Source organism: Shewanella sp. 0m-8, from assembly GCF_052977265.1.
Window position 1 is genome coordinate 42689 of record NZ_JBRIMB010000003.1, and the last position, 25534, is coordinate 68222.

The 25534-nt window shown below is 45.4% G+C and carries 15 protein-coding genes; 7 read left to right on the forward strand and 8 right to left on the reverse strand.

What is annotated here, in order from left to right:
- Positions 1-15 precede the first annotated feature (15 nt).
- Positions 16-465: a transcriptional regulator NrdR gene (gene nrdR / locus ACVBIO_RS02330; RefSeq protein WP_012276315.1), complete on the reverse strand. Its 450-nt coding sequence runs from the start codon at positions 463-465 to the stop codon at positions 16-18.
- 148 nt (positions 466-613) lie between these two features.
- Positions 614-1870, reverse strand: a complete 1257-nt coding sequence (gene glyA, locus ACVBIO_RS02335; protein ID WP_447161889.1) for a serine hydroxymethyltransferase — start codon at positions 1868-1870, stop codon at positions 614-616.
- A 279-nt stretch (positions 1871-2149) separates the two neighbouring features.
- Between glyA and ettA the strand changes: the two genes are divergently transcribed.
- The 7 genes from ettA (at position 2150) to ACVBIO_RS02370 (ending at position 12222) form a co-directional block, all read left to right on the forward strand.
- Positions 2150-3817, forward strand: a complete 1668-nt coding sequence (gene ettA, locus ACVBIO_RS02340) for an energy-dependent translational throttle protein EttA (protein WP_447171874.1) — start codon at positions 2150-2152, stop codon at positions 3815-3817.
- A gap of 331 nt (positions 3818-4148) precedes the next feature.
- Positions 4149-5327 carry an acyltransferase family protein gene (locus tag ACVBIO_RS02345; RefSeq protein ID WP_447171875.1) on the forward strand — a complete coding sequence of 393 codons (1179 nt, stop codon included), beginning with the start codon at positions 4149-4151 and terminating at the stop codon, positions 5325-5327.
- A 92-nt stretch (positions 5328-5419) separates the two neighbouring features.
- The gene (locus ACVBIO_RS02350) at positions 5420-6514 is read left to right on the forward strand and encodes a shewanella-like protein phosphatase (RefSeq protein WP_447161892.1); all 1095 of its coding nucleotides are present in this window, start codon (positions 5420-5422) and stop codon (positions 6512-6514) included.
- Between the two features lie 468 nt (positions 6515-6982).
- Entirely contained in the window at positions 6983-8098 is a 1116-nt protein-coding gene (locus ACVBIO_RS02355) for an efflux RND transporter periplasmic adaptor subunit (RefSeq protein WP_447171876.1), read from the forward strand.
- Entirely contained in the window at positions 8099-11212 is a 3114-nt protein-coding gene (locus tag ACVBIO_RS02360) for a multidrug efflux RND transporter permease subunit (protein WP_447171877.1), read from the forward strand.
- Positions 11213-11406: 194 nt separating this feature from the next.
- Complete coding sequence (locus tag ACVBIO_RS02365; protein WP_447161895.1) at positions 11407-11610, forward strand: hypothetical protein; 204 nt, start codon at positions 11407-11409, stop codon at positions 11608-11610.
- 138 nt (positions 11611-11748) lie between these two features.
- On the forward strand, positions 11749-12222 hold the full coding sequence (locus ACVBIO_RS02370; RefSeq protein WP_447161896.1) for a LabA-like NYN domain-containing protein: 474 nt from the start codon (positions 11749-11751) through the stop codon (positions 12220-12222).
- Between the two features lie 124 nt (positions 12223-12346).
- Here ACVBIO_RS02370 and ACVBIO_RS02375 read toward each other — a convergent pair whose 3' ends face one another.
- The 6 genes from ACVBIO_RS02375 to malQ form a co-directional block, all read right to left on the reverse strand.
- On the reverse strand, positions 12347-14272 hold the full coding sequence (locus tag ACVBIO_RS02375) for a glycogen synthase (RefSeq protein ID WP_447171878.1): 1926 nt from the start codon (positions 14270-14272) through the stop codon (positions 12347-12349).
- A gap of 3 nt (positions 14273-14275) precedes the next feature.
- Positions 14276-15538: a glucose-1-phosphate adenylyltransferase gene (glgC, locus tag ACVBIO_RS02380; RefSeq protein WP_447161905.1), complete on the reverse strand. Its 1263-nt coding sequence runs from the start codon at positions 15536-15538 to the stop codon at positions 14276-14278.
- Positions 15539-15617: 79 nt separating this feature from the next.
- Complete coding sequence (locus ACVBIO_RS02385) at positions 15618-18140, reverse strand: glycogen/starch/alpha-glucan phosphorylase (protein WP_447171879.1); 2523 nt, start codon at positions 18138-18140, stop codon at positions 15618-15620.
- Positions 18137-20392, reverse strand: coding sequence for a glycogen debranching protein GlgX (gene glgX, locus ACVBIO_RS02390; protein WP_447171880.1), 2256 nt, complete (start codon positions 20390-20392; stop codon positions 18137-18139). The genes ACVBIO_RS02385 and glgX overlap by 4 nt, the downstream gene beginning before the upstream one ends.
- A gap of 3 nt (positions 20393-20395) precedes the next feature.
- The gene (glgB, locus tag ACVBIO_RS02395) at positions 20396-22672 is read right to left on the reverse strand and encodes a 1,4-alpha-glucan branching protein GlgB (protein WP_447171881.1); all 2277 of its coding nucleotides are present in this window, start codon (positions 22670-22672) and stop codon (positions 20396-20398) included.
- Positions 22669-25122, reverse strand: coding sequence for a 4-alpha-glucanotransferase (gene malQ / locus ACVBIO_RS02400; RefSeq protein WP_447171882.1), 2454 nt, complete (start codon positions 25120-25122; stop codon positions 22669-22671). The genes glgB and malQ overlap by 4 nt, the downstream gene beginning before the upstream one ends.
- Positions 25123-25534 lie beyond the last annotated feature (412 nt).

Sequence of the window (25534 nt, forward strand, 5' to 3'; positions counted from 1 at the left end):
CCCATGTAGCATAGGTTATTTTTGCAGTTTAGCGATTGCATCACCAAACTCTGAAACATCTTCAAAGGCACGATAGACAGAAGCAAAACGAATATAGGCAACTTTATCTAAGTTGACTAAGTGGTCCATCATCAGATTACCTATCATTTCTGATTTAACTTCACGCTCACCGGTCGCGCGTAAAGTCGATTTAATCTTAGTTAATGCCTGTTCAATTTGATCCATAGACACAGGTCTTTTCTCTACGGCTCTTAACATGCCACCACGTAATTTTTCTTCATCAAACGGCTGGCGACTGCCATCTTGTTTCACTACGCGAGGCATCACAAGCTCGGCACCTTCAAAGGTAGTAAAACGTTCATGGCATTGAACACACTCTCTACGTCGACGAACCTGATGGCCGTCAGCGACTAATCGCGAATCAATCACTTTTGTGTCAGTTGCGCTGCAAAATGGACAATGCATTTAGCCTCCGGTTAGAAATTAGGTAGTTTCACTCACTGAATTTAGCAAAACCTCAGAAAGTAGGCTCGAATCAAAAGTATGCTCGAATAATAACAAAAATGGCCGCATAAATGCGGCCATAGGAGTCTACCTGATTAAACGCTTAAGGTTAACCGTAAACAGGGAACTTAGCGCACAATTCCAGAACCTGACTCTTAACGCGTTCGCTAACGGCAAGATCTGAAATGTCATCTAAGATGTCACACATCCAGTTAGTTAACAGCACCGATTCTTCTTCACCAAATCCACGACGGGTAATTGCAGGTGAACCGATACGCAGACCAGAGGTCACAAATGGTGAGCGAGGGTCGTTTGGTACAGAGTTCTTGTTAACGGTAATGTTAGCATTGCCAAGAGCGGCATCAGCATCTTTACCTGTGATGTCCTTGCTGATTAAATCAAGCAAGAATAGGTGGTTTTCAGTACCACCAGATACCACATCATAGCCACGTTCAATGAACGTACGCGCCATCGCTTTAGCGTTAACAACCACTTGCTCTTGGTAAGTCGTGAACTCAGGGTCTAGTGCTTCTTTAAATGCAACGGCTTTAGCAGCAATAACGTGCATTAAAGGACCACCCTGGCCGCCAGGGAATACCGCAGAGTTTAGCTTTTTGTAGATATCTTCATCGTTAATCGCAGATAGAATCAAGCCGCCACGTGGGCCAGCCAGTGTCTTATGCGTTGTTGTTGTCACAACGTGAGCGTGTGGCATAGGGCTCGGGTAGATCCCCGCGGCAACTAAACCTGCAACATGCGCCATATCAACAAACAGGTATGCACCTACTTTATCAGCGATTTCACGGAATTTACCCCAATCAACAATGCCCGAATATGCGCTGAAACCCGCAATAATCATCTTAGGCTTGTGCTCAAAAGCAAGACGCTCAACTTCAGCGTAATCAATCTTACCTGTTGATTCATCGATACCGTACTGAACAGCATTGTATAGCTTGCCAGAGAAGCTCACATGAGAACCGTGAGTTAAGTGACCACCGTGGGCTAGGCTCATGCCTAAAACGGTATCACCACCTTGTAGCAATGCCATAAACACAGCTGCGTTTGCTTGTGAGCCAGAGTGTGGCTGAACGTTAGCGTATGTAGCGCCAAATAGCTCTTTAGCGCGCGAGATAGCTAATTCTTCAACGATATCTACATGCTCACAACCACCGTAGTAACGCTTACCTGGGTAACCTTCAGCGTACTTGTTAGTTAGCTGTGTACCTTGAGCTTCGATAACACGAGGACTAGTGTAGTTTTCTGAAGCAATGAGTTCGATGTGCTCTTCTTGACGACGCGTTTCATCTTCAATTGCTGCAAATAGTTGTGGATCGTAATCCGCGATATTCATATCTTTTTTCAGCATTACTCACTCCAGCTGTAAAATTCTTCTAGTAGGGTTGCGCGGTATGATACAGCGCATTCGATCACAATCCCAGTATTTACAACATGAAATTACTTGCATTTCTAGATGAGAGAGTTTCGTAAAAAGCACTAATCGGTATAAATAACCACCAATACCTAGCTAACAGATTTATGCGTTAACTGTGAATGAAACTGCTCGAATTCAGATTTAAGTTCTGTATCGAATCAAGTAGAATTGCCGCCAATCAACGTAGAAAAAATACAATCAAAGAGAAATAACATGGCTCAATTTGTATATAGCATGCTTAGAGTGGGCAAGATTGTCCCGCCTAAAAAACAGATCTTAAAAGATATTTCATTAAGCTTTTTCCCTGGCGCAAAAATCGGTGTCTTAGGCTTAAACGGCTCAGGTAAATCCACCCTACTGCGCATTATGGCGGGCTTGGATACTGAAATTGAGGGCGAAGCGCGCCCAATGCAGGACCTAAAAATTGGTTACTTACCGCAGGAACCAAAACTTGATCCAAACCAAACTGTACGTGAAACGGTTGAAGAAGCCGTGGCCGAAGCCAAAAATGCACTGGTACGTTTAGACGAAGTTTATGCGCTTTATGCCGAGCCCGATGCTGACTTTGACGCCCTTGCTAAAGAGCAGGGCCAGTTAGAAGCCATTATTCAATCGCAAGATGCTCACAATCTGGATGTTGTGCTAGATCGCGCAGCGAACGCACTGCGTCTTCCTGATTGGGATGAGAAAATTGAAGTGCTTTCAGGTGGTGAACGCCGCCGTGTGGCAATTTGTCGCTTACTGCTTGAAAAGCCAGACATGCTGTTGCTCGACGAACCAACCAACCACTTGGATGCCGAATCGGTAGCCTGGTTAGAGCGCTTCTTACAAGAGTACACTGGTACCGTTGTGGCCATTACCCACGATAGATACTTCCTTGATAATGCCGCTGGTTGGATTTTAGAACTTGACCGTGGTGAAGGTATTCCATGGGAAGGTAACTACTCATCTTGGCTTGAGCAAAAAGATGCCCGTCTAACCCAAGAATCTGCCACAGAAAGCGCGCGTCAAAAAACAATTGCCAAAGAACTTGAATGGGTGCGCCAAGGGGCTAAAGGCCGTCAGTCTAAAGGTAAGGCGCGTATGGCTCGCTTTGAAGAGCTTAATACTAACGACTACCAAAAGCGTAACGAGACCAACGAGCTATTTATTCCACCAGGACCACGCTTAGGTGACAAGGTTATTGAAATCACTAACCTGACTAAATCTTATGGCGACCGTGTACTGATTGACGACTTGACTTTCTCAGTACCAAAAGGCGCTATCGTTGGTATTATCGGTGCTAACGGCGCGGGTAAATCAACGCTATTTAAGATGATTTCAGGTGCAGAGCAGCCAGACAGCGGCAGCGTTGAGTTAGGCGAATCTGTACAAATCGCTTCTGTTGAGCAATTCCGTGATTCAATGAATGACAAGAACACGGTTTGGCAAGAGATCTCTGATGGCCAAGATATCATGCGCATCAACAACACCGAAATTCCAAGCCGTGCCTATGTAGGCCGCTTTAACTTCCGTGGTGGCGATCAGCAAAAGATTATCGGCAGCCTATCAGGTGGTGAACGTAATCGTGTGCATTTAGCTAAGCTTCTACAAGCTGGCGGTAACGTACTGCTACTCGATGAACCAACCAACGATTTGGACGTTGAAACCTTACGTGCACTAGAGGAAGCGTTACTTGAATTCCCTGGTTGTGCCATGGTGATTTCGCACGACCGTTGGTTCCTCGATAGAATCGCGACCCATATCCTAGATTACCGTGATGAGGGCAAGGTGAACTTCTATGAGGGTAACTACACCGAGTACTCAACATGGTTGAAAGAAACTATGGGTACTGATGTTGTTGAGCCACATCGCTTGAAGTATAAGCGCATGGTTAAATAATTCTTACACTCGATTAAACAAGGAGGCCTCATTGGCCTCCTTTTTATTATCTACTTGTCCCGTTAAGTTTACTCCCGCCTTCCTCAGCAGCTAGCGAATAAGTGGCCACCTAATAAATAGCTACCTAATGAACCTAATGAACCTAATGAACAGTCATCTAATAAATAGATGGCCAATAAAATAGATGGCTAATAAATAAATATTTTTCAACTGCGTAACAAAATACCTGCTAATTATGCGAAGATATCCATTGGTATAAAATAGCCAATTAAAAACAACAAGTCGTGCACTCGATATATTAAACGACGAACATTTATGGACGAGCAAAGCAATGGATGACAAACAGCAGCCCGCAGTAACGGCCGATAAGCTGAAGACAGAGCCCGCTGGGCCCCTTATTAGGGAAAATAAAGTTACTGAAGAAACTGTCACAGCAGAAACAGACGTCACACCTAGCATTAGCAAGCCAAAAGCTTTTTTAAATAGTATTAATCACTTCCGTGGTATTGCGATTATCTTTATCGTCATGGCGCACTGCTATCGCCCAGCGGGTTGGCAAATTGAAACCTTTGCCGATAAAGCCTGGTTTAACTTAATGATGAATGGCACGGTCTTTTTCGTGTTTATTTCCGGCTTTCTTTTTCACCATGTGTTTTATCACCGCTGGGACTACAAAAAGTATATGAAGAGCAAAACTAAATTTGTTTTCCTTCCTTATCTACTTTTGTCTCTGCCTTGGATTGTTTGGCATCTCACAGTGGGAACCGACCCCATGATGCATAAGGAAATGGCAGATATTTCCGGCCCTGCAGCGGCGGCGAGCTGGTACGTAATAACTGGCCGTACCCTTACCGCTTATTGGTATATTCCAATGGGAATGATGTTATTCGCCCTATCGCCTTGGGTCATGTATCTCATTAAAAAGCAGCAAGTACTCTACTACGCGATTCCGCTTTTAATCATTGCCATTATGGTGCATCGCCCCATATCAAACCTCAATGCGATTCAGTCTTTAGTCTACTTCTTACCCGTCTACCTGCTTGGAGTTTGGGGCTCGGCGCATCGCGATAAACTGTTCCCGTTTATCGATAAGTATTGGCTGCCGATGTTACTCACGGGTATTGCCTTAGCGCTTATACAGGCGCAATACTTTGGTGCAGGCACGCTTAATAAAGCCCCATTTGAAATGACAGTGCCAGACTTAATGCTGCCACAAAAAATCTTACTCACCCTGGTGATACTGGCAATTTTGAACAAGTTTGAGCATATCTCGATTGCACCACTACAAAAGCTAGCAGAAGTCAGTTTTGCGATTTACTTTATCCACCCATGGATAACAACGCCGTGGTGGATGCTCTATGACAGCCCAGATTTTTTGGGATTAAATGGCCAAGGTAATATCTTTACCACTTTAATCGTCACCTTAGTGGTTGTAGCTATCTCTTACTTGATTGCCATCATCATTAAAAAGCTACTCAGTAAACGTAGCCGCTATTTAATCGGCTGGTAAGTAGCAAGAACCACCCAAGTAAAACGATAAAAAAAAGAAGCAAGTTACAGTACCAATCGATACAAATAACTAATATTAAGAGTTACCACATTATGTTTAAACCTCTACTCTATGCCGCAACGCTGCTCTTGCTGTCAACGCAGCTTAGCGCCAATGAAGACTATCAATTTGATGGGCCCTACCTGATCCAAGAAGTCACAACTGATCAGAAGGCCAATGCCAGCCAAGAGTCACATCAACAGACCGCCTATTGGATCTGTAATGCAGAACTTAAAACGACTCGAGTGAGTGAGCGCACACTTAAACGCCCAGATAACTGCGGTCAACTACCACAACCTACACTGAGTCATGCCATAAAGCAGGTCATGCCTGATAGCTACAGCGGTATAAAAAAAGTGGTCGCACTCAGTGACGTTCATGGCCAGTACGATGTATTAATCACCTTACTAAAAAATCAAAAAATCATTGATGCCGATCATAACTGGGCCTTTGGCGATGGTCATATGGTGATGACAGGCGACATGTTTGACCGCGGCGACCAAATCAACGAAGTACTTTGGTTTATGTACCAGCTAGACAGACAAGCCAAAGCGGCTGGCGGTATGCTGCACCTACTCATGGGTAACCATGAGCAGATGGTACTCGGTGGCGATCTTAGATACGTGCATCAACGTTACGACCTAGCCAGTAAACTATTAAACAGAAGTAACGATGAACTTTACGCGGATAACACCGAAATTGGTCAGTGGCTAAGAAGTAAAAATACCTTAGTTAAGATTAATGACGTGTTATATATGCATGGCGGGATCAGCAGTGAATGGTTAGAGCGCCAGTTAACTATCGAGGAAGCGAATCGTCTGTTTCGCGCTAACATAGGTCGACCTAAGGCTGAGCTAAAACAAGATGAGTTATTGAGTTTTCTATTTTATGGCAATGGGCCAACCTGGTATCGAGGCTATTTTAAAGATAGTTTTACCGAAGCTGAACTCGATAAAATACTGGCTTATTTTAACGTCAAGCATATAACCGTTGGCCATACTTCTCAAAAGCGGGTACTTGGACTATTTAACAATAAGGTCATCGCCATCGATAGTAGCATTAAGCGGGGTAAGCAAGGTGAGTTGTTACTGATTGAAAATCATGAATTAGTACGAGGCCTTTTCGATGGTTCTCGCCAAGCATTGTAGCCTTTCACTCGCGATCTAGTGCACTAGGGGCATGTTTGCTACCAGTGCATTAAGTTAGAGCGCAGAACGTAGAACTTAGGACCTAGAACCTAGAACCAAGTTTGCTAGTTAATGCTTGGTTAGCTTTAGTTTGAATGTTGGCCAGTTAACTATCGCTAAGCAACAGCCCTGTCATGATCAACTTCACTCCGCTTAATTTAACCCCACATAATTTAACTTCTTTGCCATCCCTCAGCTTTACCGACTACTGCTCCCTGGCTCATAGATAACCTTCCCCGCTAACCGACCGATAAAATACAAACCTAGCAAAAGCCGTAACAAAGGTTACAGCAAGTTAAAATTGCCAATAAATTGTTCGTAAAAGGTAAAGTATTAACTTCTACTTTTCTTTACTTTACATTGCTTTACCCTATGAGGTTGAAATTTTATCTAAAATAATCTCAACTTTGGCTGTGTAAGTAATCATTCATGAAATCCTCATATATTCTTATCCCTATATTATTGGTTGTTGCTGGCGCAATAACCTTCAGTAGTCTGACTGAAGCGAAACGAACAGATCTCAAACAAAGACCTGTTCGCACCGTGCCAGTCGTTACTGGCATTGTTCAGCAACACGATCTTTCTCAGTCGCTGTCCTTAATCGGTAAACTTGATGCCGAGCAATCAGTTTATATCGCCCCGCAAATTGCAGGTAAGATAAAGTCTATTCTAGTCAGCACAGAGCAAAAAATTGATAACGGCCAGATACTGATCCAGCTTGATGACGCAAAAGCACAAGCAGCCCTTGCCGAGGCAGCCGCCTATTTAGCCGATGAAAAACGTAAGTTAAAAGAGTTTCTAAAACTGATAGATAAAAATGCTATCACCCAAACTGAAATTGACGCCCAAAAAGCCAGTGTCGATATGGCGAGCGCTCGTTTAGCCGCCGCACAAGCCGACCTTGATTATCACTATTTAACTGCGCCATTTGCCGGCACTGCAGGCCTGATTGATTTCAGTCAAGGCAAAATGGTCACCGCAGGTACAGAGCTATTAACCCTAGATGACTTATCCAGCATGCGTCTTGATCTGCAGGTACCGGAAAATCACCTGTCACAACTCAGCGTTGGCATGAGAGTCAGCGCCAAAAGCCGTGCATGGCCAAATACAGACTTTATCGGCAAGGTTATCGCCATTGACTCACGAGTCAATCAAGACACCTTAAATCTTAGGGTGAGAGTGCAATTCAATAATCCAAACCTGCAGCTAAAACCGGGCATGATGATGTCAGCAACCCTGCTATTTCCAAGTGTGTCTGAACCCGTCATTCCGGTACAAGCACTTGAATACTCAGGCACTAACCGTTTTGTGTATGTCATTGACGAAAACGGAATTGCCAAACGCACTAAAGTGACCCTTGGCGCTCGCATCGAAAATGAAGTGTTAATTACCGGCGGACTAAGCATTGGTGACAAAGTCGTTGTACAAGGTTTAGTCAATATGCGTGACGGGCTACGCGTAGACGATTTAGCCGACGTTGCACTAGCACACAAAGAAGATGCAAAAGAGACGGCTAAAGAGCAACAAGCACGAGGAAGCATCTAAATGTGGTTGTCTGATGTTTCAGTAAAACGCCCTGTTGTCGCCATCGTCTTAAGCCTATTACTGTGTGTATTTGGCGCGGTATCCTTTAGTAAGCTTGCCGTGCGTGAAATGCCCGATGTAGAAAGCCCAGTGGTCACCGTTATGACCACCTATGAAGGTGCTTCTGCAACCATTATGGAAAGCCAAATTACTACCGCACTTGAAGGCGAGTTAACCGGTATTAGCGGTGTCGACCAAATTGAGTCGGTGACCCGAAACGGCATGTCACGTATTACAGTGACCTTCCTTTTAGGATGGAATTTAACCGAAGGGGTCAGCGACGTTCGTGACGCGGTAGCGCGTGCACAACGCCGACTTCCCGATGAAGCCAACGACCCTATCGTATCAAAGGATAACGGTACCGGAGAGCCTTCTGTTTACGTCAACTTAAGCTCATCTGTCATGGACAGAACGCAGTTGACCGATTACGCTCAGCGTGTTTTAGAAGATAGGTTCAGCCTTATCTCTGGCGTGAGCAGTGTTGATATCTCAGGTGGTTTGTACAAGGTTATGTATGTACAGCTTAAGCCTGAGCTAATGGCTGGCCGCAATGTCACCGCATCAGATATCGTCAGCGTGCTCAATAAAGAAAACGTTGAAACACCCGGCGGTGAAGTGCGAAACGACACCACCGTGATGGCGGTACGCACAGCGCGTATGTATCAAACTCCTGAAGATTTTGACTACCTCGTTATTCGCACTGCAGCCGATGGTACACCTATTTATCTTAAAGATGTCGCCAATGTATTTATTGGTGCGATGAATGAAAACTCAACGTTTAAAAGCGATGGTGTGGTCAATATTAGCTTAGGCGTTGTACCGCAGTCTGACGCCAATCCGCTTGAAGTGGCTCAAGACGTCCACAAAGAAGTGGAGCGTATTCAAAAATTCTTACCCGAAGGCACTAAACTGATTGTCGATTATGACTCCACAGTGTTTATTGACCGTTCAATTGACGAAGTGTTTAGTACTTTAGCTGTAACGGCCTTGCTGGTTGTCTTAGTACTGTACATCTTTATCGGCCAAGCAAGGGCGACGTTAATTCCTGCAGTGACTGTCCCTGTGTCACTAATTTCAGCTTTTATTGCTGCCAATATGTTGGGTTATTCGATTAACCTACTCACCCTCATGGCACTTATCCTCTCTATTGGCCTTGTGGTCGATGATGCCATCGTGGTGGTGGAAAATATCTTCCACCATATTGAAAAGGGCGAGCCTCCTCTCTTAGCTGCCTATAACGGTACTCGAGAAGTCGGCTTTGCGGTTATTGCAACCACCGCCGTACTGGTCATGGTTTTCCTACCTATCTCCTTTATGGAGGGTATGGTCGGCCTGCTATTTACCGAATTTTCGGTAATGCTAGCGGTCTCAGTGCTGTTCTCGTCACTTATTGCGCTAACCTTAACACCGGTATTAGGCAGTAAGTTACTTAAAGCGAACGTTAAACCAAACCGCTTTAACCTCTGGGTTGAGTCAATATTTAGCAAACTAGAACACGCCTACCGCAAGATGGTAAGTAAGGCAGTGTCATTTAGAGTTGCCGCTCCCCTGGTCATTATTGCCTGCATTGTAGGTAGCGGCTGGTTAATGCAGCAAGTGCCCGCTCAGCTAGCCCCCCAAGAAGATAGAGGCGTTATCTTTGCCTTTATTAAAGGCGCTGAAGGCACCAGTTATAACCGTATGGCAGCCAATATGGAGATAGCGGAAGATAAGTTAATGCCGCTATTAGGCCAAGGTGTGGTCAAGTCTTTCAGTGTGCAAGCGCCAGCCTTTGGCGGCCGAGCAGGTGATCAAACAGGCTTTGTCATCATTCAACTTGAGGACTGGAACGAAAGAACCGTTAATGCGCAGCAAGCCCTAGGTGTCATTGCCAACGCGTTAAAAGGCATTCCCGATGTTATGGTGCGCCCGCTATTACCCGGTTTTAGAGGTGGCTCGAGCGAACCGGTTCAGTTTGTACTTGGTGGCAGTGATTACCAAGAGCTCTTTAAATGGGCACAAGCTTTAGAAGAGGAAGCACTTTATAGTCCAATCTTTGAAAGCCCTGAAATCGATTATAAAGAAACCACACCGGAACTTGTGGTCACAGTTGATAAAGAACGCGCTGCAGAGCTTGGGATAAGTGTTGCCCAAGTGTCTGAAACTTTAGAGATCATGCTCGGCGGTCGCAGTGAAACCACCTTTGTTGAGCGCGGTGAAGAATACGATGTTTACCTTCGCGGTAACGAAAACAGCTTTAGTAACGTAGCAGACTTAAGCCAAATCTATATGCGCTCAGCCAAAGGTGAACTAATCACCCTAGACACCATCACCCACATCGAAGAGGTGGCGTCAGCACAAAAGCTAAGTCATAACAATAAACAGAAATCAATCACCTTAAAAGCCAATTTAGGTGAGGGTTATACGTTAGGCCAGGCATTGGACTTTCTTGACCAGAAAGCCATTGAGATGCTGCCAAGCGATATTTCGGTTGCCTATACAGGCGAGTCTAAAGACTTTAAAGAAAACCAAAGCAGTGTGTTTATGGTCTTTGGTTTAGCTCTGCTGGTAGCCTATCTTGTTTTAGCCGCGCAGTTTGAAAGCTTTATTAACCCATTGGTCGTCATGTTTACTGTTCCTATGGGAGTATTTGGCGGTTTCTTAGGTTTGTATTTAACTGGTCAAGGCCTGAATATTTACAGCCAGATAGGCATGATAATGCTGATTGGCATGGTAACTAAAAATGGTATTTTGATTGTTGAATTTGCTAACCAGCTACGTGATAAAGGTCTTGAGATCGAACAAGCGATTATCGATGCCTCGGTAAGACGCTTGCGCCCCATTCTAATGACAGCCTTTACCACCTTAATTGGCGCAATCCCGCTTATCCTGTCTACAGGAGCAGGCTCTGAAAGCCGGATAGCCGTTGGTACAGTGGTGTTCTTTGGCATGGCCTTTGCCACCTTTGTGACCTTGCTAGTGATCCCCGCTATGTATCGCTTGATCTCTGGAGCAACTAAATCACCCGGTTTTGTCGAGTCACAACTTGATAAAGCCATTGCAGAACATCTGCATTCAAACCCCGCAAAACAATAGCGTAAGTTCCCGTTTTTGCGTAAAAAAGGAGCTCATTGAGCTCCTTTTTGTTTATATGGCAATCCACTTACCTTACCGATACTGCTGCGATTTAATCAATTCTTTCTATACTAAAAGGTATCAAGGTTGCTAAATCACACATAAACAGCCGTTATTCACGCTCGAATAATGACTTATAGCGTTAGGTGGAACTTATGCAGGAAGCAGAGTTTAAACAAAAAGATTGGCAGGAAGCCGAACCAAGGATCTACGAGACAGTTTTTATTAATGGGCAATTTATCGCAGAGCGCCGCTTAAGTGGCAACCAAAGTAAATACCCTCACAGTCCTCATTTAGATGTCTACGATCGCCGACAATCAGATAATAATGACTCCCATCTGGTAGATCTCTACATTTAGCGATAATTTTCCCAATACTGGACTTCACTCAATAGCCAAGCTGCGCTATTGTCTTTGCTTGCCAATGAAAAGTAACCTCAGTGCTGCAACAATAATGTTCATCATTAAGCTATAGCACGCTAACCCAATGAGTACTCTGTGAAAAAAATTGCCCTTTTTGTTGATGTACAAAACATCTATTACACGTGCCGCCAAGCATACGGACGGCAATTTAATTACCGCAAACTGTGGCAACATTTAGGCTATGAAGGTGACATAGTTCAAGCGACCGCTTATGCCATTCATCGCGGTGATGATGGCCAGCTCAAGTTTCAAGATGCATTAAAACACATAGGGTTTGAGGTAAAACTTAAGCCTTTTATTCAGCGCAGCGATGGCTCAGCTAAAGGCGATTGGGACGTAGGTATTACCATTGACATCATGGAAGCCGCAAGTGAAGTCGACGCGGTGATTTTGCTATCTGGCGATGGTGACTTTGATCTGTTAATGCAAAAAATAAAACAAAGATATGGTGTTGAAACCCAAGTTTATGGCGTGCCTAGTTTAACGGCCAAATCACTGATTGACTCAACTGAACAGTTCCACGAAATCAATGACAGCTTACTGCTGTAACAGTGACATTTTTGAGTGAGCGACAAGTGTTATGGCGGACTATCTGTCCGCCATAATTTATTTATCCAGTTAACAGCCATTACTTTTCAGGTGCGTTGCTACAAGCCCGTTAACAGCTTATTGTTCAAGTGCAGTCGTATAACAACGCCTGATAACGCTTTGCCTGTGAATGCCAATCAAACCTCTGCGCCTTGGCGCTTTGCTGCATAGCATTCCAACGTAAACTTCCCACCATAGTGGTAGCCTCATCAAAGGCCTGCAATAGCGCCGCGCCCTGAGATGGAATATCGCCCCCCTCAAAGGTAAAACCTGTTTCTAGATGATGTACCGTATCTTTAAGCCCACCGATCCGATTAACTAAACAGAGCTGCCCCGCGCGCATCGCCAACATTTGGCTGATCCCGCAAGGTTCAAACGAGCTGGGCATTAAAAATAGAGAGCCAAGCTTGTAAAGCTTATCGGATAGCTGTTCATCATAACCATCTAAGAAAATAAACTGTTGATGTTTAGCCGCTATGTCTGAAAACTCACGGGCTATCTCTGCATCACCGCTCCCCAGCATGACAAAACGTGCATTAACATCGAAAGCAGCCATGCGTATCAGCAAGGCCTCTAATACCGTGCGGCCTCGTAAAGTGCAGTCGTCATTGTCGAGCTCAAAACGGCTACGCAGCAACATCACCTTCTGATCCGTTAGGCGACCAACTGAGGTCATGATAAACCTAGTATCTTCAGTGTGAGTGGCCTCTTTTGCATTGGCACTGTTTAAATCGATATGATGAGTCACCTCTGCCAGCCATTGCTGCAAACGCCATTGAGCAATAAAGTCTTGCGTTCTTACCTGTGCCTTGCCCACCTGCCATTGAATAATCGTGTTTAACGCCTGCTCGATAAACTGCCTAGTTAAATCGACTCGGCCTTGTTGATTGGCTTTCTTGCTAGGCTTTTTCTTGTTAGGCTTTTTCTTGTTAGCCTCTTGCTTGGTAACTTCAGCATCTACATTGCTGCAATGCTCGTTATCACCGCCTTGTTCGACCTCTTTTTCAACATCTGCCAGTGCTTGTGGGTACATACAGCCATTAAGTATACCCACCAGGTTGTTGCGATTACGCTGATGTTGCAAGTCCAGCTCTAAGCCCTCGCCACCAAAGAAACCCTGCTCGGGTAATGAGGGGCTGAGCACCTCTAAGGCATAACTTGGCGATACCAGGTGAACCTTATCACTGAGCATAATACCTGCCCGCATTGGGTTAATGCAGTTGCTATAGCGTGGATCTTTAATCAAGCTGCATTGCAGTTCAGTAAGCTCGGCACTTAAGTGCGGATACCAGGCTGCAAATGACGACACCTCATCGTTAAAAGGCCTAATCCCCTGCAATGCCAAATTATGAATACTGAACACACAAGGTAAATCTTGCAAAAAACCATAGCGACTATCGAAGGCACGCAGCACCGCAAATAATCCGTTATGCCAATCATGCAGATGAATATGACTCGGTTTATCAGCAAAGTACTGCGCTCCGTCTTCAGTTAGAAAATCGATGCGCAGCGCTTCTGCAACAGCAAGATTAAACAAGGCAAACTTAGTTGCATCTTCTGCAAATGGTCTAGAGGCATCACCTTGAGAATAAGCGCCATGATTGCCATGAAAAAGTGGATGTTCAAATAAGTAGAAATGACTATTAGCAAGCTTAGGGTTTAGCGCGCGGTACACGCCGACCTGTTGCTTTCTCCCTGAAAACTCAACGTCAACATCTGCCAGCCAATGTGCATTGGCCGCCGCTATCAATGAGCCAAAACTTGGCATTGCCACATCAACGGCAATATTGAGCTCCGCTAACGCCACTGGTAAGTCATTGATCACATCGGCCATGCCGCCAACTTTCGCGCCTGGAATCGCTCCGTTTTCAGCGGCCAGCATTAATACCCGAGCCTGGGTGGTTTCAGTAGGCGCACGATTAAGCTCATTGCTTAGCGTATGGTTTTGGCTCAGACCATTACCCACGTTCAGCGCCTGAGTCTGGTTGTCGATATTATTGTGCGGCAGCATAAATCACTCATACCCCACAGGTAAGCCCAACATATCTCGCGTGACTAACACTTTACCTTTTTCCGAAACTCTAAAGCCTTTGGCTTTGTCATGCTCGTGGTTATAGCCAATCACAGTCCCTTCGGGAATAATGCAGCCCCTGTCTATAATCGCATTTTTGATTTTGCAATTTCGTAGCACCACCACATCAGGCAAGATAACCGAGTCTTCGACACTGGAAAATGAACACACTCGCACTTCATTAAATAGCACACTGCGGCGCACCGTTGAGCCAGAGATAATGCAGCCACCAGAAATAATCGAGTCCAATGCCATGCCGCGACGTTCATCATCGTCAAATACAAATTTAGCTGGCGGCAGTTGCTCTTGATACGTCCAAATCGGCCACTTGGCGTCATAAAGGTTAAGTGCTGGTGTCGGTGATAGCAGCTCCATATTGGCTTGCCAAAACGAATCTAATGTCCCCACATCACGCCAGTAAGCTTCCTCGTTCGGAAAGGCACTGCGAAAACGGTGGGCAAACACTTGGTGCTCTTTAATAATGGCTGGAATGATATCCTTGCCAAAATCCCGATCTGAATCTTCGTTTTGAGCATCACGCTTAAGTTGATCAAATAAGAACTCTGTATTAAACACATAGTTGCCCATAGAGGCTAAACACATCTCAGGGTTTTCAGGTAAATGCTTAGGTAGTTCAGGTTTCTCTTCAAAACCTAAAATACGTTTGGTTTCATCCACTTCAACCACCCCAAATGCACCAGCGGCCTCTGCAACCGGAACCTCTAAACAGGAAACTGTCATATCAGCCCCCGATTCAACGTGAGTTGCCAACAACCCCGCATAATCCATGCGATATACGTGATCGCCCGATAATATCATCACGTATTTGGGCAACTCGTGGCGAATAATATCAATGTTCTGAAACACTGCATCAGCCGTACCTTGGTACCAGTTTTCCGAGTAACGTTGTGATGCTGGTAAGATCTCAACCGACTCACCCAGCTCCTTCTTAAAGTGCCCCCAACCGCGCATCACATGACGGATCAGTGAATGAGATTTATATTGAGTCACCACACCAATCTTGCGGATCCCAGAATTAATACAGTTAGATAACGGAAAATCGATAATGCGAAATTTGCCTCCAAAATATAATGAAGGTTTAGCGCGCCAGTCCGTCAGTTCATGTAAGCGAGAACCTCTGCCCCCCGCAAGAATAATGGCATAAGTATCGCGGGTTAAGTTACTAATATAACGTGGGTTGGTAATAGTCATTAGCGTTCACTCCTTGAACAAAAATCGAGATTAAGTCGTGCGTTATTTATCTGAGTCTGTATCTGTTCCATGGTTAAGCCTTCCAGATTTCGTCACGATAATTAGCGATGGTGACATCACTAGAGAAACGACCGCTTGCAGCGGTGTTACGGATACTCATTTGTGTCCATGTGATCGGATTTTTATAGGCTCTGGACACTTTCTCTTGCGCTAAACGGTATGACTCAAAGTCAGCGGCTATCATCCATGGGTCATTTTTATTGGTGATGGCATCAATGATTGGTGAGAAGATCCCTTGTTCAAGCAGGCTAAAATGACCACTTTTAAGTAGCGCCAACACTTCACTTAAAGCCGGAGAAGCATCAATAAAATGCTGCGGACAATAATCTTGGCGCTGACGCATCACCTCTTGAGCATCTAGCCCGAACAGGAAAAAATTGTCTTTGCCCACCTCTTCGAGCATCTCAACATTGGCACCATCTAAGGTGCCGATGGTAATGGCACCATTCATCATAAACTTCATATTGCCAGTGCCCGACGCTTCTTTACCTGCTGTCGAAATTTGCTCTGACAGATCCGTCCCTGGGCAAATTTTTTCCATCGCGCTGACGTTATAATTGGTTAAAAAGGCTACGCGTAAATACTTAGATACTGCGGGATCGCAATTGACCATGTGAGCCACATTACTGGCAAGCTTAATGACCAGTTTGGCCATGGCATAACCCGGCGCGGCTTTACCGCCAATCAGTACGCAGCGGGGGACCAGTTCACTGGTATGGCCTTGCTGAATTTGGTGGTATAGATGGATAACATGCAAGATATTGAGTAACTGGCGTTTGTATTCATGAATACGCTTAACTTGCACATCAAACAGCATCTCAACATCAAAATCGACATCGCACTCGGCTTTAATCAATTGTGCCAGCTTTGCTTTATTATTCTGTTTGACCTGGCGCCACTCTTGCAGGAAAGCGTTGTCATCGGTAAAGGCATTCAAGGCATTGAGATGACTCAAATCTGTCACCCACTCATCCCCCAAACGCCTGGTCAGCAACGCTGCGAGCTCCGAATTACAATGGGCTAGCCAGCGCCTTGGGGTGACACCGTTTGTCTTGTTATTAAACTTTTCAGGCCATAGCTGATAGAAGTCTTTAAACAACCCTGAAACCAAGAGCTTGCTATGCAGCTCTGCCACGCCATTAACCGAAAAGCTTGCCACAATTGCTAGGTAGGCCATGCGCACATGGGGTTCACTGCCCTCTTCGATAATCGACATTGCCGCCAGTTGCTGTGCATCTCCAGGCCAGTGATGCGCCACTTGCTCTAAATAACGGGCGTTGATCTCATAAATAATCTCTAAAATCCTAGGCAACATGTGCGCCAACATCCGTACAGGCCAGCGCTCAAGCGCTTCAGGTAATAGCGTATGGTTGGTATACGCCATGGTTTGTGTTACCACTTGCCACGCGGCATCCCACTCTAAAAAGTGTTCATCAATTAACAGCCGCATTAACTCAGGAATGGCAATGCTCGGGTGCGTATCGTTTAGCTGCATCACATTAAATTTGGCAAATTGGCTAAAATCATTACCGCGGCGCTGAACCCAGGTTCTCAGTAAATCTTGTAAGCTGGCAGAGCTGAGAAAGTATTGCTGCCTTAAGCGCAGCTCTTTACCGTTTTCACTGGCATCGTTTGGATAGAGCACCATAGTGATCTGCTCAGCCATGTTCTTTCGCGCCACCGCCTCGGTGTAATCGCCTTGATTAAACTCTTCTAAGTCAAAATCATCGGTAGCTTCTGATTTCCATAACCTTAAGGTATTGATACGATTATTTTGATAGCCAGGAACGGGCATGTCATAGGCGACTGCTAACACATCTTGCGTATCTAACCAGACCACATTACGACGACCACTTGGGTCAACATAACTACTGGTGTGGCCGAAAAATGGCACTGTGACATTATGCTCAGCAACCCGTACTTCCCATGGGTTACCCTCTCGAAGCCAGCGATCAGGGCGCTCTACTTGAAAACCCTCCACCAGCTTTTGCGCAAACATACCGTATTCGTAACGAATGCCGTAACCTGTGACGCACAGATCTAAACTGGCGCAGCTATCAAGAAAACAAGCCGCCAAGCGGCCCAAGCCACCATTACCTAATCCTGCGTCATGCTCCATCTGCTCAATCTCTTCGAGCTCAACCGCATAGCTTTGTAACACCTCTTTAGTTTGCTGCAACAGATCTAGGTTCATAACGGCGTTCCCCATGGCCCGCCCCATAAGAAACTCTAATGACAGGTACGCCACCTGCTTACGCTCAAACTGACAATCGGCTTGACGAGTGGCGCGCCAGCTTTCAAGCATTTGCTCCTTAACACTTAAAGCCAAGGCATTAAACAACTCTTGCTTGTCATGTAAGTCTCGACCGAGTCCATTATTAACATGACGCTGCATTCTAGCCCCGAGCGAACTGCAAGGGTCAATCGCTTGAATCGCTTCCTGGCCTTGCTCCCGCTCCTTGATTACAGCCGATGTTTTATCTTTGCTTTGTTTTTTAAGCGAGGTCTTAGCGCTTGTTTTTACAGGCGTCGTCATGCAGTCACTCCTTTAGATTGGGCGTAAAACAACATTACACTTCTGTCTTGTAACAATAAGGTTTGTTGGGGCTCAAGCGTAAACTGCGACTTTGCGTCAAGGCAGACTTGGCCGCTAAAATGCTCACTATGAGTATCGATAAGTCGCTGCCATGGGGAGAAATTGGCTAGCGTGGGGGCGGTGAACTGTAATGCTTGCTCGTCGCTATTAAGCATTAACAGTAAGGCTTGTTGCTTACCCGATGTCCCCTCTAATTCACCACTTAAAATAAGACTTAAACTGCGAGTTTGTCCTTCAGCCCAAAGCACCTTACTCATGGGCTCAGCTTGACGGCAAAACCAATGTAACTGTGGTGAATCATCAGAGGAGTCGTTATGGATATACCGCTTGTAACACAGCGCTCTGTAACGTTTTCTTAGCGCGATGAGCGCCTGAGTAAACAGCAAACGTTGTTGCTGCCAATCTGCCAGGTTCCAATTAAGCCAGGTAAGCGGATTATCTTGGCAGTAAGCGTTATTGTTGCCTTGTTGGCTGTGGCCAAATTCATCGCCTGCCAGTAACATGGGCACACCTTGGGACAACATTAAACAGGTCAAAATATTACGCGCCTGTCGATGACGTAATGACTGGATCTCAGCCTGCTCGGTCTGCCCTTCTACGCCGTAATTACTGCTAACGTTTTCTTGGTGTCCATCGCGATTATCTTCGCCATTGGCATGATTATGACGCTCGCTGTAACTCAAAAGATCTTGTAAGGTAAAACCGTCGTGACTGGTTATAAAGTTGATGCTCGCGCAGGGGCCACGCTTTGACGGCTCAAACAGATCACTTGAGCCATGAAATCGGCGCGCAAGCTCTGGCAACATGCCCATATCGCCGCGCCAAAACCGCCTTAAGGTATCGCGATATCGATCATTCCACTCGCTCCACCCTTGTGGATAGCCCCCCAGCTGATAACCGCCCGGACCAATGTCCCATGGCTCAGCGATCAATTTCACTCGATTAAGCACGGGATCTTGCGCGATAGCATCAAAAAAACCAGATCCCGGATCAAATCCATAGGCCTCCCGCCCAAGCGCGCTGGCCAGATCAAACCGAAAACCATCAACCCCCATCACCTCGACCCAATATCGTAACGAGTCGAGAACCAGTTGTAACACCCGCGGGTGAGTGATGTTCAAACTGTTGCCACAGCCTGTGTCATTAATATAAAAGCGTTTATCGTTCGCCAGTAAGCGGTAATAGCTTAGGTTATCTATGCCTTTAAAACTCAGCGTAGGTCCAAGGTGATTTCCTTCACCGGTATGGTTGTAAACCACATCGAGGATCACCTCGATACCGGATTGATGCAGCGCGCTCACCATTTGGCGAAACTCGTCGATATTACCTTGGCTTAAATATGCGTTGTGGGGGGCAAAGAACCCAAGGCTGTTGTATCCCCAGTAATTGGTTAGCTGTTTATCTTGCAGAAACGCTTCGGAGATAAAGCTATGGACGGGCAACAACTCAACTGCCGTCACCCCTAACTGTTTGAGATATTGCAGTACGCTAGGCTGAGCTAAACCGAGAAAAGTGCCTTTAAAACGTGGTTCAATCTGGGGATGCTGCTGAGAAAAGCCTTTTACATGCAGCTCATAGATAATGCTTTGCTCTAGTGCTGTTGGCTCATCTCCACTCATATTGCCGCTATGATTGCCGCTATGACAGCCAACTTCATTATGAGGATATGCAGCTTGAACTATGTGATTGAGTGGGGCTATTGGGGGCAGATTTCGACAATCAACCACCTTACACTTTGGCATATATTGGCTATTATCACGCAGATCTAAGCATAAATCCTGATCGCTACTCTTGTCATAGTTGCCGCTCTTATCATGTGCACTTCCCACATCATCAGCAGTTTGCACCTGATAAGCATAGTGACTTTCGTGCTCAATAAACTCACCCACCCACTGCTTAGCGTAAGGGTCGAGTAACAGTTTATAAGGGTTAAATCTGTGCCCTGAATGAGGTTCATATAAGCCATCAACCCGGTAACCATAAACCTGAGCGGCATCTACGCCTTGCAAATACACGTGCCAAACCTGTTGTGTGTTTTCGGTCAATACGATTTGCTGGGTTTCAAAACGACCGCTGCGGTCAAATAAACACAGCGTGGCTTTGGTTGCATGGGCAGAAAACAGCGCAAAATTAACCCCATTGTCATCTAAGGTCGCCCCAAGAGGGTAAGGTCTTCCCTTCAGTACTTGCACGCTTTAGCCCCGACCTAAGACTAAACAAGCAAGTGGAGCAATCGTGATCTCAGCGCTATAAGCCAGTCCCTGATAGGGCTGTTCTTGCGCTAAAATACCGCCACTATTGCTGACATTGCTGCCACCATAGGCCTGACTATCACTATTGAGTAATTCGATATAATCATGCTTATCGGGTAAACCGATACGAAAGCCTTCATGCACCTGTGGCGTCATATTGATAATAAAGATAATTGGGCTCTCGCCTTTTTTACTATCACCTTGTTTACTATCGACGGCCCTGCTACTGCGCATAAAGCTAAAAATACAGCTTTGGCTGTTATTGCAATCTAACCAACGAAACCCGTCAGGTTCGCCATCTAGCTGCCACAATTGCTCACTCGACTGATAAAGTCTATTGAGATCTTTAAGCCACAATTGCACTCCTTGATGGGGCGCGTATTGCAGTAGATGCCAATCTAAACTCTTGTTATGGCTCCATTCATCACGCTGAGCAAACTCACTGCCCATAAACAGCAACTTTTTCCCCGGATGACCCCACATAAAGCCATAATAGGCTCTTAGGGTGGCAAATTTTTGCCAATCATCATTGGGAATTTTGTGCAGTAAAGAGCCTTTACCGTGTACCACTTCATCATGGCTAAGCGCCAAAATAAACTGCTCGGTATATTGGTACACTAAGCTAAATGTCAATTCTTGGTGATGGTGTACTCGGTAAATCGGGTCGCGCTTAATATAACCTAAGCTGTCATTCATCCAGCCCATGTTCCACTTAAAGCCAAAGCCCAAATTGTGTGAGCCGTGTCGCTCGGCGTCTTGCGCATCAAGCATATGAGTGACCCCCGGCCAAGCGGTAGACTCCTCGGCTATCATGCAGATCCCCGGAAACGCTTGGTACATGCGCTGATTCAGCGCCTGTAAAAAGTCAATGGCCGCTAAGTTTTCTCGACCACCAAACTCATTAGGCTGCCACTCTCCGGGTTCTCGGCTGTAATCGAGATAAAGCATAGATGACACGGCATCTAACCTGAGTCCGTCAAAATGAAACTCTTTGAGCCAATAGCACGCATTACTCAACAGGTAGCTTTGTACCTCACCGCGGCCATAATTATAGATAAGCGTGTCCCAATCAGGATGTTCCCCCTGGCGAGGATCGTTATGTTCATAAAGGCAACTCCCATCAAACTGAGCTAATCCATGGGGATCTTTTGGAAAATGCGCCGCCACCCAATCTAAGATCACTGCGATCCCTGCTTGATGGCAGGCATCAATAAAAGCTTTAAGGGCTTGGGGATCACCAAAACGACAAGTAGGCGCAAACAAGCCAACAGGCTGATACCCCCATGAGCCATCAAACGGATACTCGCTGATTGGCATTAACTGTAAATGGGTAAAACCCATATCAACGACATAGGGAATAAGCTGTTCAATCAAGTCTTGATAGTCAAAATACTCTTCACCCTGCTCACCTTTACGCCGCCATGATGCTAAGTGAACTTCATAAATTGACATCGGCGCTTGATGCCATTTGACCTTAGCGCGAGCCTGAAGCCATTGGCTATCTTGCCATTGATATAAAGTTTGCTGCGGTACCAATGAAGCATTACTTGGCGCAGCTTGCATCGCCTTGGCATAAGGATCGGACTTTTCTAACCGTTCGCCATGGCAGCTAACAATTTCAAATTTGTAATGTTGACCCCCTTTGGCGCTGGGAAGAAAAATCTCCCATAAACCATTGGCCAAATGCTGACGCATAACATGAACGGCGCCGTCCCAATGATTAAAATCCCCTAGAAGCGAGACTCGCTTTGCATTGGGAGCCCATACACAAAAATGCACCCCCTCGATACCTTGGACACTGCGCCAGTTAGCGCCCAGAAACTGGTAAGCGTGCTCTTGTCGACCTTCACCAAACAGATATACGTCATCATCAGCTAACAAACTCGGGAATTGGTAAGGGTCAATAATATCTTCTTGGTTCAAAGGGTATTGCACGCGCAATAGATACAAAAAAGGTTTAACTCTACGCCCCATAATGCCGCTAAATATCCCCTCTTCATTATGTCTTTCTAGGCTGGCAACTTTACGACCTGTTTTATAGCAAATGACCTCAACACTTAGCGCACCACGCAAGAAGCAACGTACACTCAAAGCCTTACCTTGATTAATACTGTGCATGCCTAGCAAACCAAATACGTCTACATATTCGCTATTAAGTAGCGCAATATCGCCACCGCTTTGCAATTCACCAGCATGTTGAGTCATAGCAATAGAGTTCATAGAAGGTTGTCCGTATTGGTGTGGTTTGAATATTCAGAAATTGACGAGCTTGCACTCTCAAACGTCTTGTCCCTGCACAGCTCTAAGCCAGTGTCACTGCTGCTATGTTGAACTGCGTCCTTAGTATTAGCGGCAAAACCCGCCATGCGACCTGCCGACACTTGCAGCATCAAATGCTGCACGCGGTCATCTTTTGCTATCTCAGCTAATGTTTTAGGTAAGCGTCGCTGCCAGTTAGGGTATTGCTGCCACGTGCCCGGCACATTAACGCTTAAACGCTCTAATGTAAGATCGCACAGCTGTACACTAAATAATTCAGCATTACCGGCTGCACTCACCTTTATCCAAGCCTGTAACAATTGCGGATAATCAATCTCATGTAATTTGCACTGACTAGACATCGCACCTTGGTTGATCAACAGATTGAGCAGTTGTATCTTATTCTTGGCGCGCTCATCTTGTGCAAACTTAAGCGCTTCATCACTATCAATAAGCTCAAGCGAGCGACGTAAGTACAAGTCGCTACCTTGCCACCAGGCTTTTAATGTTGGGACGTCATGATTGGCTAACATCATTAAACAACGACGTTTATAATCCGCCGGGGGAGTAAACTGATCATCTTGCTTATTGAAATAAAACAATTGGTTTGACATCACCCCAGCAGCTTGCAAGCGACACACTATTTCTGGCGGAATCAAGCCTAAATCTTCACCAATAATCTGGCAGCGAGCACGCTGACTTTCGATGCATAAGATCGCAATCAAGCAATCCTGCGGATAATAAACATAAGCCCCGCCACCAAGCTCGCTATCCTTTGGCCACCACCATAAACGCAGTAGTGACATAACATGATCGATACGAAGGGCCCCGCAAGACTGCATATTCAAGCGTAATAAATCGATAAAATGCTGATAACCAGTGGATTTAAGCGCGATTGGATCAAAAGGAGTCAGTCCCCAGTTTTGCCCCTGAGGTGCAAACTCATCGGGCGGCGCGCCAATACTGGCATGGGTACAAAATAACTCAGGCTGAGACGCGACTTCACAGCTATCGGCCGATACCCCAACGGCAAGATCGCGGACTAGCCCGATAGACATCTGCAACTGTTTAGCGTGCAATTGACACTGGGCTAACTGCTGCTCCGCGATAAACTGCAAGTAAGCAAAAAACTGCGGTTCGTCACGGTTACACTTTTGGGCTGCAGACTGATGCTGGCAAAACTGGTTAAGCGCCGCGCCTTGCTCGCAGACAAATTGTTTAAATAGCCGCGCTCTAGGTGTATTAACTTCTAGGTGTTGCTGACAAAATGCCTGATATAACTGTTGATAAACGATGTATTTATAGTGGCTAATATCTCGATAATTTAACCAGTTTGATTGGTTTAACACCATTTTTAACGCATCAAGACTAGCAACTCCTTTGAAGCTGTCATCACTTACCGATGGCTTATGTGCTTTACTCGGTGCGTAACCACGATTTAATGCCGTTAATAGCGCTTCAAGCTTCAGCAGTTCAAATTCTGCCACTTGCTCAATATTAATATAAAGTGGATTAAGTCGACGTCGATCATCTGGGCTGTAAGGACTCACTGCATCTGGATTGGCAATATCGAGTGCGTGTAGTGGGTTAAGTAAAATAAATGCCCCGCCATGCTTAGCAAGCATATCGATAAGCTGCATTAAGTCGCCAAAATCACCTATCCCCCACTGGTTTTCGCTGCGTAGACTATAAAGCTGAATACTCAGTCCCCAGGCTTTCGTGGGCTTATTGGCATTAGTGGCATTAGTAGATTTAGTAAATTTACTGGCCCGCGCTACCGCTTCTGCTCCCTGAAAAGTCTCAACAGGTGCCACCAGCCAAGTCCCCGTAGCATGCTGCTTGCTCGATTCAGTTAAGGCTTGAGTCAATGACGCTTCAGGTATAGCCCCTAAGGTATCAAGCTCGACACTGACTTTATGATACCCAAGGCCGATGTGAGGTAACTCAATACCCATTAAAGCCGCTGATATTGTTAATCGATAATGCAGATACACATCTGCAGCGATGTGATAATTACCAATAACCTCACAGTGCTCGTTACTGTGCGGCGTACAACTAAATTGATAACACTCACCGCATTCAAGCTGCAGCTTAATATTAAGCACCTGCCGATAAGTTTGTGGCAGATAAACCTCTAGGGTTAGCTGGTTAATATCGCAATGCTGAAATACCGGTAATAGTTGTGTCCAAGGTTTAGCATCAAGTAGATAGTTTCTTTGCTCTATCCATGGGGAAGACTGAAGTTGATGACGGCGTACCATTGCGGGTTCACATTTATGCTGCTCATGGGGTGCTAGCATGCAGGCTAATATATTAAGCCTATCCTCCTCTGAGATCCGGATGTGCGCGCCATGGCAGTCGATAAACTCCGCCGCTACGCCTTGCAAATACAGTAACTTTTCTAGCCCCATACCTGTCATCCTTGCACTTCGCCATTCAAAAACTTAATAGAGCAGTTACCATGCCAAAGACAAATAACAGCTTGAAGACAGTTTTATTGCAACAGGGTGACATTATTCATGCTAATAAAATCAGCACGTTAAATGGGAAGTACAAACAGATGTAATCGAAACATCTAAAAAAGGCATTAAACAGTCAGGCAGACATCTGCACAAAATTAGCGCAGCCGCTGACCGATATTGAACGATATTAGCCATAAAATAAGAGATTAAGAGCGAACAGTAATATCAAAATTCAGTAGAGCGAATACCTGAAAAATTGTGCTTAACTGAATACTTGTCTCCATGTCATAAAATTACAAAATTAGTAAGACAGATCCAACTTTCGGGCTATTTTTTAGCTAAATAAAGCCTTATTTGAAGT

Coding starts and splice junctions, on each gene's coding strand:
- nrdR (WP_012276315.1), bottom strand. CDS start 465: ATGCATTGTCCATTTTGCAGCGCAACTGACACAAAAGTGATTGATTCG.
- glyA (WP_447161889.1), bottom strand. CDS start 1,870: ATGCTGAAAAAAGATATGAATATCGCGGATTACGATCCACAACTATTT.
- ettA (WP_447171874.1), top strand. CDS start 2,150: ATGGCTCAATTTGTATATAGCATGCTTAGAGTGGGCAAGATTGTCCCG.
- ACVBIO_RS02345 (WP_447171875.1), top strand. CDS start 4,149: ATGGATGACAAACAGCAGCCCGCAGTAACGGCCGATAAGCTGAAGACA.
- ACVBIO_RS02350 (WP_447161892.1), top strand. CDS start 5,420: ATGTTTAAACCTCTACTCTATGCCGCAACGCTGCTCTTGCTGTCAACG.
- ACVBIO_RS02355 (WP_447171876.1), top strand. CDS start 6,983: ATGAAATCCTCATATATTCTTATCCCTATATTATTGGTTGTTGCTGGC.
- ACVBIO_RS02360 (WP_447171877.1), top strand. CDS start 8,099: ATGTGGTTGTCTGATGTTTCAGTAAAACGCCCTGTTGTCGCCATCGTC.
- ACVBIO_RS02365 (WP_447161895.1), top strand. CDS start 11,407: ATGCAGGAAGCAGAGTTTAAACAAAAAGATTGGCAGGAAGCCGAACCA.
- ACVBIO_RS02375 (WP_447171878.1), bottom strand. CDS start 14,272: ATGCTGCCGCACAATAATATCGACAACCAGACTCAGGCGCTGAACGTG.
- ACVBIO_RS02385 (WP_447171879.1), bottom strand. CDS start 18,140: ATGACGACGCCTGTAAAAACAAGCGCTAAGACCTCGCTTAAAAAACAA.
- glgB (WP_447171881.1), bottom strand. CDS start 22,672: ATGAACTCTATTGCTATGACTCAACATGCTGGTGAATTGCAAAGCGGT.
- malQ (WP_447171882.1), bottom strand. CDS start 25,122: ATGGGGCTAGAAAAGTTACTGTATTTGCAAGGCGTAGCGGCGGAGTTT.